10 protein-coding genes and 1 pseudogene are annotated in these 11601 nt (G+C 71.5%); all 11 read right to left on the bottom strand.

Annotated elements, in window-relative coordinates:
- Positions 1-121: pseudogene (locus tag ACWCP2_RS21390) on the bottom strand (elongation factor P); the annotation flags it as partial.
- A gap of 59 nt (positions 122-180) precedes the next feature.
- Positions 181-1290 carry a M24 family metallopeptidase gene (locus ACWCP2_RS21385; RefSeq protein ID WP_450910165.1) on the bottom strand — a complete coding sequence of 370 codons (1110 nt, stop codon included), beginning with the start codon at positions 1288-1290 and terminating at the stop codon, positions 181-183.
- Positions 1291-1431: 141 nt separating this feature from the next.
- Positions 1432-2199: an AAA family ATPase gene (locus ACWCP2_RS21380; protein WP_450910164.1), complete on the bottom strand. Its 768-nt coding sequence runs from the start codon at positions 2197-2199 to the stop codon at positions 1432-1434.
- Positions 2200-2370: 171 nt separating this feature from the next.
- Positions 2371-3462 (bottom strand): 3-dehydroquinate synthase, encoded by a 1092-nt coding sequence (gene aroB, locus ACWCP2_RS21375; protein ID WP_450910163.1) that lies wholly within the window; start codon positions 3460-3462, stop codon positions 2371-2373.
- Positions 3459-3941, bottom strand: coding sequence for a shikimate kinase (locus ACWCP2_RS21370; RefSeq protein ID WP_450910168.1), 483 nt, complete (start codon positions 3939-3941; stop codon positions 3459-3461). Before ACWCP2_RS21370 ends, aroB begins: the two co-directional genes overlap by 4 nt.
- A 44-nt stretch (positions 3942-3985) precedes the next feature.
- Positions 3986-5170 carry a chorismate synthase gene (gene aroC, locus ACWCP2_RS21365; protein ID WP_450910162.1) on the bottom strand — a complete coding sequence of 395 codons (1185 nt, stop codon included), beginning with the start codon at positions 5168-5170 and terminating at the stop codon, positions 3986-3988.
- A gap of 180 nt (positions 5171-5350) precedes the next feature.
- Positions 5351-6178 (bottom strand): shikimate dehydrogenase, encoded by an 828-nt coding sequence (locus ACWCP2_RS21360; protein WP_450910161.1) that lies wholly within the window; start codon positions 6176-6178, stop codon positions 5351-5353.
- A gap of 6 nt (positions 6179-6184) precedes the next feature.
- Positions 6185-7957 carry an endolytic transglycosylase MltG gene (mltG, locus tag ACWCP2_RS21355; RefSeq protein ID WP_450910160.1) on the bottom strand — a complete coding sequence of 591 codons (1773 nt, stop codon included), beginning with the start codon at positions 7955-7957 and terminating at the stop codon, positions 6185-6187.
- A gap of 127 nt (positions 7958-8084) precedes the next feature.
- A complete protein-coding gene (ruvX, locus tag ACWCP2_RS21350) occupies positions 8085-8555 on the bottom strand; it encodes a Holliday junction resolvase RuvX (protein WP_243334308.1) in 471 nt (156 codons plus the stop codon).
- A 2-nt stretch (positions 8556-8557) separates the two neighbouring features.
- Positions 8558-11242: an alanine--tRNA ligase gene (gene alaS, locus ACWCP2_RS21345; protein WP_450910159.1), complete on the bottom strand. Its 2685-nt coding sequence runs from the start codon at positions 11240-11242 to the stop codon at positions 8558-8560.
- Positions 11242-11595 carry a DUF6167 family protein gene (locus tag ACWCP2_RS21340; protein WP_450910158.1) on the bottom strand — a complete coding sequence of 118 codons (354 nt, stop codon included), beginning with the start codon at positions 11593-11595 and terminating at the stop codon, positions 11242-11244. The genes alaS and ACWCP2_RS21340 overlap by 1 nt, the downstream gene beginning before the upstream one ends.
- Positions 11596-11601: the final 6 nt, after the last annotated feature.

Here is an 11601-nt window from a genome sequence, read left to right as displayed (position 1 = left end):
TGGTGCGCACGAAGGCCGGGCCCTTGCCGGGCTTGACGTGCTGGAACTCGACGACGGACCAGAGCTGGCCACCTTCGAGCTTGAGCACCATGCCGTTCTTGAGGTCGTTCGTGGAAGCCACGGTTTGGGAATCTCCTGCACTGGAAGACCACGGGTGCGCGCACAGCCCGTCGACGCGGGCTAGAGCGCGAGCAGCTCCTTGGTCGTAATGGTGAGTAGCTCGGGACCGCCGTCCGCCTCGGGGCGTACGACGAGCGTGTCATCGATCCGGACACCGCCCCGACCGGGGAGGTGAACCCCCGGTTCGACGGTGACCGGCACGCAAGCGTCCAGTTTACCCATGGCCGTAGGTGCAAGCTGCGGGTCCTCGTCGATTTCGAGACCGACTCCGTGTCCGGTCCACGCCGCGAGGGCCTCGCCGTGACCTGCGGAGTCGAGGACGGAGCGGGCCGCGTGATCCACGTCGCGGTACGCGGCCCCGGGCAGCAGGGCCTCGCGGCCCGCCCGCTGAGCGGCGAAGACGAGGTCGTACAGCTCGATCTGCCAGTCGGCGGGGGTGGTGCCGATCACGAAGGTGCGGCCGATCTCGCAGCGGTAGCCCCGGTAGTTCGCGCCGAGGCAGACGGAGAGGAAATCACCCTCCTCGACCCTCCTGTCCGAGGGCCGGTGCCGGGATCGGCCGGAATGGGGCCCGGTGCCCACGGAGGTCGGGAAGGCCGGGCCGTCGGCCCCGTGGTCCACGAGCCGGCGCTCCAGCTCCAGCGCGAGGTGCCGTTCGGTGCGGCCGACCAGGATCGATTCCAGCAGCTCCCCGAGGGCCTGGTCGGCGATCTCGGCGGCGATCCGCAGGCAGGCGATCTCCTCCTCGTCCTTGACGAGGCGCTGCTGTTCCACGGCGGTCCCCAGATCGGCCAGGCGCAGCCTCGGGGCCACCGAGCTCAGTGCGCGGTGCCGTCCGACGGTGAGGTGGTGCTCCTCCACGGCGAGGGAGTCGGCGCGGGCGAGGGACGCCGCGTCGGCCGCCGCGACGGCGGGATCCGCTCCCGGGCCGGCCAGCACGGAGAGCCGCAGGTTCTCGTCGAGCCGTCCCTCGTCGGCCTCTCCGGACGGCTGTCCGGCGCAGAACAGCATGTCGTCACCGCCCGGCCCCACCAGCAGGACCGCGCCCAGCGGCGACGCCCCGGAGAGGTAACGGACGTTCGCCGGACGCGTGATGAGTGCGGCGGCGTTTCCGGCGGCCGCACAGCGGTCGCGAAGCAGGCCCCGGCGGGCCGCGTACACGTCTGACATGTTTCCGAGCCTACGAGCGCTGGGCACATCCGGCCTGGTGAGCGCAGCCGTACGGGAACCGGGCCGGGCCCGGCGGACGAGGATCCCGCGGTCCGGGCGCCCCGTCCCGGGCGCCCCGTCCCGGCGCCCGGGCCCGGCGGCTCAGTGGGCCGGCTGCGAGATGACGCGGGCCAGGGTCTCGTCCAGGGCGCGGGCGGTGCCCTCGACGTCCAGATGGGAGTTGTCGATGATCGGCAGCCCGGATCCGTACCAGCCGGCCATGCGGCCGTGGATCCGTGCGACCTCCTCGTCGGAGAGGCGCCGGTTCCCGGAGCGGGCGGCGTTGCGCTCCAGGACGATCTCCAGGCCGGGCAGCAGGACGACCGGGAGCAGCGCGGGTCCCACGTGGCGCTTCCAGCCGCCGAGGCCGACCACCGGCCGGTCCGGGAAGACGGCGTCGTCGAGGATGCACGAGATCCCGTTGGCCAGGAAGTTCCGGGCGGCGAAGCCGCAGGTGCGGCGGGCGAGGCGGTACTGGGCCTCGGAGTGGTCGTTCCAGCCGGCCTGCGGGTCGGCGAAGCCGGAGCACACCCATTCCCGGACGTCGTCCAGGCTGACGTGCGCGGTGGGGACGGGCCGGGTCCCGGCCCAGTGGCGGGCCACCGTGGTCTTGCCGGCCCCCGCGGGACCGATCAGCAGCACCGCGAGGGTGGCGCCGCCGGTGCCGGGAACGGCGGGCGGCAGCGGGACGTGCCCGGTGAACCCGTCCGGCGCACCGGAGGCGCCCAGGGGCGCCGCCGGCGGGGAGGGGACGGGAGGCGTGGAGGGCGCGGGCCAGCCCGCGACCGGCGCTGCCGGCGGCTGCGCGGGCGCCGCCGGGTGTCGACTCCCCGGGGGCTCCCAGCCCCCTGCTCCCACTCCTTGGTGCATCCGCTGCCACTCCGTCTCGTTCCACCACGACTGATACGAGAACGTTATATGACCCCGGAGGCCCGCCGGGTCACGCAGCGGTCGCGAGGTGGCCCGGCCGGGCCGGTTCGGGCCGGTTCGCACCCGCCCGCACCGGCCCGCAGCCGCCCGTAGTACCGGCCCGCGGCCGGTTCAGGCCGTGACCTCGCCGAAGGCCGCCACGAGAACGGCCGGGTCGGGACCCTCCAGGACGGTCGGCTTGGCCAGCCCGTCCAGGACGATGAAGCGCAGCAGGTCCCCGCGGGACTTCTTGTCGAGCTTCATGGTCTCCAGCAGCTTGGGCCACTGGTCGCCGCGGTAGGTCAGCGGGAGGCCCACCGAGGCGAGGACGGCCTTGTGCCGGTCGGCCGTCGCGTCGTCGAGCCGGCCCGCGAGCCGGCCGAGTTCGGCGGCGAAGACCATGCCGATCGAGACGGCCGCGCCGTGGCGCCACTTGTAGCGCTCGTTCTTCTCGATGGCGTGCGCGAGGGTGTGCCCGTAGTTGAGGATCTCCCGCAGGCCCGACTCCTTGAGGTCGCTGGAGACCACGTCGGCCTTGACCTGGATGGAGCGGACGATCAGCTCGGCCGTGTGCGGGCCGGCGGGCGTGCGCGCCGCCTCGGGGTCCGCCTCGATCAGGTCGAGGATCACCGGGTCGGAGATGAATCCGGCCTTGATGATCTCGGCGAGACCGCTGACGTAGTCGTTGACCGGCAGCGAGTCCAGGGCCGCCAGGTCGCAGAGCACGCCGGCCGGCGGGTGGAAGGCGCCGACGAGGTTCTTGCCCTCGGCGGTGTTGATGCCGGTCTTGCCGCCGACGGCCGCGTCCACCATCGCCAGGATGGTGGTCGGGACGGCGATCCAGCGCACCCCGCGCAGCCAGGAGGCCGCGACGAAGCCCGCGAGGTCGGTGGTGGATCCCCCGCCGACGCCGACGACGGCGTCGCTGCGGGTGAAGCCGGACTGGCCCAGCGCCTTCCAGCAGTACGCCGCCACCTCGGCCGTCTTGGCCTCCTCGGCGTTCGGCACCTGGATGGCGATGGCCTCGTACCCCTGGGCGGCGAGGTCGTCGCGCAGGGCCTCACCGGTCGAGGCGAGGGCCTCGGGGTGGATGACGGCGACCCGCTGGGCCTTCGTACCGATCAGGGAGCCGAGCTCACCGAGCAGCTGCCGGCCGACCAGCACCTCGTACGCGTCGTGCCCGGCGCTCGCGCCGACCTTGATCCGCGTCACCTGGTCTGTCATGCGTTCTTCAACTCCAGAGCGTCGAGGACCGCCTGGGCGACCTCTTCGGGGGTGCGGGCGTCCGTGGCCACCACGACGCGCGCGACTTCGGTGTACAGGGGGCTGCGCGCCTCCATCAGCTCGCGCCACTGGCGGCGCGGGTTGACGGCGAGCAGCGGGCGCGCGGCGCCGAGGCCCACGCGCTTGACGGCTTCCTCGACGTCCATCGAGAGATAGGCGACGGGCAGCCCGGACAGCAGTTCGCGCGTCTTCTCGTCGAGGACGGCGCCGCCGCCGAGGGCGAGGACGCCCTGGTGCCCGGCGACGGCGGCGGCGACCGCCTCCCGCTCCAGCTCACGGAAGTACGGTTCGCCCGCGTCGATGAAGATGTCGGAGATCTCCCGGCCCTGGGCCGCGACGATGTCGGCGTCGGTGTCCCGGTAGGCGACGCCGAGGCGCTGGGCGATCAGCGCGCCCACGGTGGACTTGCCGGACCCCATGGGGCCGACGAGGACCACCAGGGGTCCGGTGGCGCTGGTGCCCGTCACCGGATCTGCAGGTTGTCGAGGTAGGACCGCACGTTGCGGCGGGTCTCGGGGACGGAGTCGCCGCCGAACTTCTCCACGACGGCGTCGGCCAGCACCAGGGCGACCATGGCCTCGGCGACGATGCCCGCGGCGGGCACGGCACAGACGTCGGAGCGCTGGTGGTGCGCGACAGTGGCCTCGCCGGTGGCGACGTCCACGGTGGCCAGCGCCTTCGGCACGGTCGCGATCGGCTTCATCGCGGCGCGTACGCGCAGCAGCTCGCCGGTGGTGAGACCGCCCTCGGTGCCGCCGGCGCGGCCGGAGGTGCGCTTGATGCCCTCGGGGGTGTTGACGATCTCGTCGTGGGCCTTGGAGCCGGGCACGCGGGCGAGGTCGAAGCCGTCGCCGACCTCGACGCCCTTGATGGCCTGGATGCCCATGAGCGCGGCCGCGAGGCGCGCGTCGAGGCGGCGGTCCCAGTGCACGTGCGAGCCGAGGCCGACCGGCACCCCGTAGGCGAGGACCTCGACGACGCCGCCGAGGGTGTCGCCGTCCTTGTGGGCCTGGTCGATCTCCGCGACCATCTGCTTCGACGCGTCGGCGTCGAGGCAGCGCACCGGGTCGGCGTCGAGCTTCTCGACGTCGGCGGGGGTCGGGTAGACGCCGTACGGGGCCTTGGCGGCGGCCAGCTCCACGACGTGGGAGACGATCTCGATGCCGGCGACCTCCTTGATGAAGGACCGGGCGATGGCGCCGAGGGCCACGCGGGCGGCGGTCTCACGGGCGCTGGCGCGCTCCAGGATCGGCCGCGCCTCGGAGAAGCCGTACTTCTGCATGCCCGCGAGGTCGGCGTGGCCGGGGCGCGGGCGGGTCAGCGCCGCGTTGCGGCCGGTTTCCTTGAGCAGCGAGGGGTCGACCGGGTCGGCCGACATGACGGTCTCCCACTTGGGCCACTCGGTGTTGCCGATCATGACGGCGACCGGCGATCCCTGCGACAGGCCGTGGCGGACACCGCCGAGGAAGGTGATCTCGTCCTGCTCGAACTTCATCCGGGCACCGCGGCCGTAGCCGAGCCGGCGCCGCGCCAGGTGTTCGGCCACCAGCTCTGTGGTGACCGGGACGCCGGCGGGAAGCCCCTCCAGCGTCGCTACCAGAGCCGGGCCGTGGGATTCCCCGGCCGTCAGCCAACGCAACCTGCTCAACGATGCTCCTCGTGCTCGCGCCTGATTCATCGATGGCGCGATCGGGTGCGCGGCCCGGACCCGCCTACACCCGATCCTCCCATGTCCGGGCCGCTGCACCGCCCTCCGGTCCAACTGTCGGACGGCGGCGCACCTCTGCCCGGGGTGACCCGTGGATCCAGGCAGGGATTGCGGCGGTGCTCAGTGGCGGGCGCGCAGTGCCGCCTCGCCCGCGGCGCGCATGGCCGCGAGCGGGGCGGTGGGGCAGCCGGTCATCAGCTCGACCTGGAGGACCGCCTGGTGGACCAGGAGGTCGAGGCCGCCGAGGAGCTTGCCGCCGCGCCGTGTCCAGGCCGCGGCCAGGGCCGTGGGCCAGGGATCGTAGAGCACGTCGAAGAGGGTGCCCGCGGCGGCGGGCACGGAGGCGGCCAGCTCGTCGGTGGCGCCGGCCGGGGTGGTGGCGATGACCAGCGGCGAGTGGAGCGCCTCGGCGGCCCGCGACCAGTCGGCCGTACGGACGTCCACGCCGAGCCGCTCGCCCCACGCGCGCATCTCCGCGGCCCGGGCCTCGGAGCGTACGTACGCGGTGACCTCGCCGGTGCAGATCCGGGCGAGCGCGGCGAGCGCCGAGGAGGCGGTGGCGCCGGCGCCGAGGACGGCGGCGGACTCCACCTTGTGCACGCCCTGCTCGCCCAGTGCGGCGAGCAGGCCGGGGATGTCGGTGTTGTCCCCGGTCCTGCGGCCGTCCTCGGTGAAGACGACGGTGTTGACCGTCTCCACGGTGGCGGCCGTGTCGCTGATCCCGTCGAGCAGCGGGATGATCGCCCGCTTGAGCGGCATGGTCAGCGACAGCCCGGCCCACTCGGGGCCGAGCCCTGCGATGAAACCGGGGAGCGCGGCCTCGTCGATCTCGAACCGGTCGTACGACCGGTCCCCGAGGCCGAGCTCCTGGTACGCGGCGCGGTGCAGCACCGGTGAGAGGGAGTGCTCGATGGGCGAACCCAGCACCGCGGCCCGTATCCGTGACATGTCCTGCTACCCGCCGTTCTTCTGCTTCTGCCGTTCCTGGAACTCGGCCACGAGCTTGAGGTGCTCGTCGTAGGTCTTGGTGAAGGTCGTCTTGTTGCCGTCGACCGACACGAAGAACATCCAGCCGCCGTGGTCCGGGTTGAGCGTAGCGGTCAGCGCGTCCAGACCGGGGTTCCCGATCGGGCCGGGCGGCAGCCCCTTGACGTTGTGCGTGTTGTACGGGTTGACGAAGGCCTTGGCCTCCGTGAGGTTGAAGTTGATCTCGCTCTGGTTCTTGACGTAGTTGTACGTCGAGTCGAACTCGATCTTGCGGTTGGTGACGTCGTTGGTCTTCTTGAGGCGGTTGTAGACCACCTCCGACATCTTCCGGAAGTCGTCGTGGTTCTTGCCCTCGGCGTTGACGAGGCTGGCGACCGTGATGACCTGGAGCGGGTTCTCGAGACCCAGTTCCTTGGCCTTGCCCTCGACCCCGAGCTCGGTGTACTTGTCCGTCGCGTTCTTGACCATCTGCTTGAGCAGGGACTCGGGGGTGCTGTCCTTGCTCAGGTCGTAGCGCATCGGGTACAGGAAGCCCTCGAGGGGGTCGATGATGTTCTTGTCGTTGTTCGCCCATGCCGGCAGGCCGAGGTTCTTGGCCTGCTTGAAGGCGATGTCCTTGGTGGTGCCGGCCGGCTTCTCGAGCTTCTTGTCGATCGCGTCGTAGACCGTGCTGTTGCGCATGCCCTCGGAGATGGTGAGGACGTGCAGCTTGGACGGGTCGGTCATGACCGCGACGGCGGCCGCGGCCGACATCTTCTTCTTCAGCGGATAGACACCGGGCTGGATCGACTGGCCCTTGGGGTTGAGGCCCGCGGCGTCCACGAAGGCCTGGGCGCTCGCGACCACGCCCGCCTCCTTGAGGATGCGGCCCATCTGGCCCAGGCCCGCGCCCTTGGGGATCTCCACGTCGACGGTCTCGTCGATGCCTTCGCCCGCGAAGTCCTCGGCCGCGCCGAACTTCTCCTTGATGTAGTGGTAGCCGTAGTAGCCGCCACCGCCGAGCACGCCGACGACGACCACGGCCGCGACGAGGCAGGCCATGCCGCTGCGCTTCTTCGGTTTGCCACCGGAGCGGCCCGACCGGCGGCCGCCGCGCCCGCCGTCGTCACCGTCACCGTCGTCGCCGTCGTCACCGCCGCCGCCGGCAGCGCCGCCCGCGAGGAAGGAGTCCGCCGCGGCGTCCTCTTCCTCCTGCCACGGCTCCTCGGTCTGCAGGTGCCGCATGCCCGGGGGCCGCGGCGGCGGGAAGGCCTCGGGGGTGCCGTAGGTGTCGGGGGCCTCGCCGGGGTAGCCGCTCGACTGCTGCTGCGCGTACGGATCGGCGCCCGCGTAGGGGTCGGCGGCCTGCGGGACCGCGGCGTACTGGCCCTGCCCGGTGTCCCAGACCTGGCCCTGGCCCTGGCCCTGGCTCTGGCCCCCGTACGTCTGCTGCTGCTGGTGCTGCTGCGCGTACTCCTGCTGCTGCGGGTGCTGGGGATACGGCCCCTGCTGCTGGTAGTGCTGCTGCTCCTGCTGCTGGTAGGGCATCTGCTGGGCCTGGGGGTACTGGCCCTGCTGCTGGCCCTGCTGCTGCGGGTAGTAGCCCTGCTGGGACTGAGGCTCCTGCTGGTACTGCTGCGGGCCTGCGACGTAGGGCATCTGACCCTGCTGGGCCTCGTGCCCGGTCCACCCCTGGTCCCCGTACAGCGGGTCCTCGGGGTGCCACGGTTCGGGGCCAGGGCCCCGGCCATACTCAGTCATCGATCCCCTAGCGCGCCGCAGGGCGTTGGCCGCGACTCCGTCTGACGCGGCACACGGTTCCGCCTCTTTTGATGGGCGACGGCTGTTCGAATGCCGTCACATCGCGCGGAACGTTACCGTATCGCGATCAGACAACCACTTCGACGCACTCACCGGGCGGATTACCTGATACCCGTTCGGTCTCCAGAGCGTTCTGAAGGATCACCACCGCGGCCGCCTGGTCGATGACCGACCGGCTCTTCTTGGCGTTCTTCCCCGAGGCCCGCAGGCCCTGGGCGGCGGTGACCGTGGTCATCCGCTCGTCCACCAGACGCACCGTCACGGGCTTGATGCCCTTGGCGAGTTCCGTGGCGAAGGCGCGGCACTTGGCCGCGGCCGGCCCTTCCCGCCCGCTGAGCGAGCGGGGCAGACCGACCACCACCTCGATGGGCTCGTACTCCGCGACGAGCTGCCGCAGCCGCCGGTGAGCGAAGGGGATGTCCCGGCCCGGAACGGTTTCCACCGGTGTGGCCAGCACCCCGTCGGGGTCGCACGAGGCGACCCCGATCCGGGCGTCACCGACATCGATGGCCAGACGGCGGCCGCGGCGCAGTGTCATCGTCAGGCCGTCTCTACGACGAGGCGCTCGACCGCGGCGATGGCCTCGGGGATGGCGGCCGGGTTCTGGCCGCCGCCCTGGGCCACGTCCGGCTTGCCGCCGCCGCCACCGCCGAGGGTCTTGGCGGCCGTACGGACCAGGTCGCCGGCCTTGAGGCCGCGCTCGCGGGCCGCCTCGTTGGTGGCGATGACGGTCAGCGGGCGGTCGTTCGCCGTGGTGAACAGGGCGACGACGGCCGGGCGGTCGCCCGCTCCTGTAATTTGCTGCAGCCGGCCGCGGACGTCGAGGACCAGCCTGCGCAGGTCGTCGGCGCCGGTGCCGTCCGGCACGGTGCCCACGACGAGGGCGACGCCCTTGACGTCCTGGGCGTTCTGGGCGAGACCGGCGGCGGCCTGGAGGACCTTCTCCGCGCGGAACTTCTCGATCTCCTTCTCGGCGTCCTTCAGCTTGCCGAGCATGGAGGCGATCTTCTCCGGCAGCTCCTCCGGACGGCCCTTGACCAGCTCCTGGAGCTGGGCGACGACCGTGTGCTCCTTGGCGAGGAAGTTGTACGCGTCCACGCCGACGAGGGCCTCGACACGGCGCACGCCGGAGCCGATGGAGGACTCGCCGAGCAGCTTCACCAGGCCCAGCTGGGCGGTGTTGCCGACGTGCGTGCCGCCGCACAGCTCCTTGGAGAAGTCGCCGATGGTCACGACGCGCACGCGCTCGCCGTACTTCTCGCCGAACTCGGCGATGGCGCCCTGCTTCTTCGCCTCGTCGATGCTCATGATCTCGGCGGTGACGTCGAGCTCGCGGGAGAGCACGTCGTTGATCTTCTGCTCGACGTCGGTGAGGACCGAGCCGGGCACCGCGTTCGGCGAGCCGAAGTCGAAGCGGAAGCGGCCGGGCGAGTTCTCGGAACCGGCCTGGGCGGCCGTCGGGCCGAGGGCGTCGCGCAGGGCCTGGTGCGTCAGGTGCGTGGCCGAGTGGGCGCGGGCGATGGCCCGGCGGCGCTGGATGTCGATGGCGGCGTACGCGGAGGCGCCCACCGTCACCTCGCCGACCTGGACGGAACCCTTGTGCACGGAGACACCGGGGACCGGCTGCTGCACGTCGCGGACGACGATGACGGCGCCCGAGTCGAGCTTGATGCGGCCCTGGTCGGCGAGCTGGCCGCCGCCCTCGGCGTAGAAGGGGGTGCGGTCGAGGACGACCTCGACCTCGTCGCCCTCGGAGGCGGCGGGCGCGGAGACGCCGTTGACCAGGAGGCCGACGATGGTGGACTCGCCCTGGTTGGTGGCGTAGCCGGTGAACTCGGTGGCGCCGGAGCCGTCGGCGATCTCCCGGTAGGCGGACATGTCCGCGTGGCCGGTCTTCTTGGCCTTGGCGTCGGCCTTGGCGCGGTCGCGCTGCTCCTGCATCAGGCGGCGGAAGCCGGGCTCGTCCACGGCGAGGCCCTGCTCGGCGGCCATCTCCAGGGTGAGGTCGATCGGGAAGCCCCAGGTGTCGTGGAGCAGGAACGCCTTGTCGCCGGCCAGGACCGTGCCGCCGGCGGCCTTGGTCTCGCTGACGGCGGTGTCGAGGATGTTGGTGCCGCCCTTGATGGCCTTGAGGAAGGCGGCCTCTTCGGCGAGCGCGACGGTCTCGATGCGCTTGCGGTCGGTCACGAGCTCCGGGTACTGCTGCCCCATCGTCTCGATGACCACGTTGACCAGGTCCTGGACGACCGGCCCGGTGGCGCCCATGAGGCGCATGTTGCGAATCGCGCGGCGCATGATGCGGCGCAGCACGTAGCCGCGGCCCTCGTTGCCGGGGGTGACGCCGTCGCCGATGAGCATGGTCGAGGTGCGGATGTGGTCGGCGACCACGCGCAGCGAGACGTCCGTGCCCTTTTCGGCGCCGTACTGCACGCCGGTCAGCTCGGTGGCCTTGTCCATGACCACGCGCAGGGTGTCGGTCTCGTACATGTTCTGTACGCCCTGCAGGATCATGGCGAGGCGTTCGAGGCCGAGACCGGTGTCGATGTTCTTCGACGGCAGGTCTCCGAGGATCGGGAAGTCTTCCTTCCCGTCGCCGGCGCCGCGCTCGTACTGCATGAAGACCAGGTTCCAGATCTCCACGTAGCGCTCGTCGTTGACGGCGGGGCCGCCCTCGACGCCGAACTCGGGGCCGCGGTCGTAGTTGATCTCGGAGCAGGGACCGCAGGGGCCCGGGACGCCCATGGACCAGAAGTTGTCCTTCTTGCCCAGTCGCTGGATGCGCTCCTGCGGGACGCCCACGACGTCGCGCCAGATGGCCTCGGCCTCGTCGTCGTCGAGGTAGACCGTGATCCAGAGCTTCTCGGGCTCCAGGCCGTAGCCACCGTCCGCCACGGAGCTGGTGAGCAGCTCCCAGGCGTACTTGATGGCGCCTTCCTTGAAGTAGTCGCCGAAGGAGAAGTTGCCGCACATCTGGAAGAACGTGCCGTGGCGGGTGGTCTTGCCGACCTCTTCGATGTCCGGCGTGCGGACGCACTTCTGCACGCTGGTGAGCGTGGGCGCGGGCGGCTTGACCTCGCCGAGGAAGTACGGCTTGAACGGCACCATGCCCGCGGGCACCAGCAGCAGAGTCGGGTCGTCCGCGATGAGCGACGCCGAAGGGACAACGGTGTGACCGCGCTCCTCGAAGAAGCTCAGCCAGCGGCGGCGGATTTCAGCCGACTCCATCAGTGGTCCTCATTCCGGTTGTACGGCCCGCTCAAGTGGTGAGAGCGGTTCTTGGTCTGGTCGTGCTCGATGGCCTGCAGCCGGCGCGGCCCGGGAAGGGCGGTGACGTTGGCGGGCAGGTCGGGATCCTGGTGGAGTCCCAGTGCGTCGTTCAGCTCGTCCTCGCGCTGCGACATTCCGGACTTGACGTCGAGGGCGAAGTCCTTGAGGCGGTGGCCGGCCCCGATCGCCTTGTCGGCGGCCTGGGCGGCGAGGCTCTCCGGCGTCAGCTTCTTCAGCTGCCGGTTGACCTTGGTGGTGGCCCACACGCCGGCGGCAGCGCCGGCGGTGAACCAGAAGGCTCGGCGGAACATCGGAGA

Source organism: Streptomyces sp. NPDC002104, from assembly GCF_053593795.1.
This window is presented reverse-complemented; position numbering and strand designations above follow the sequence as displayed.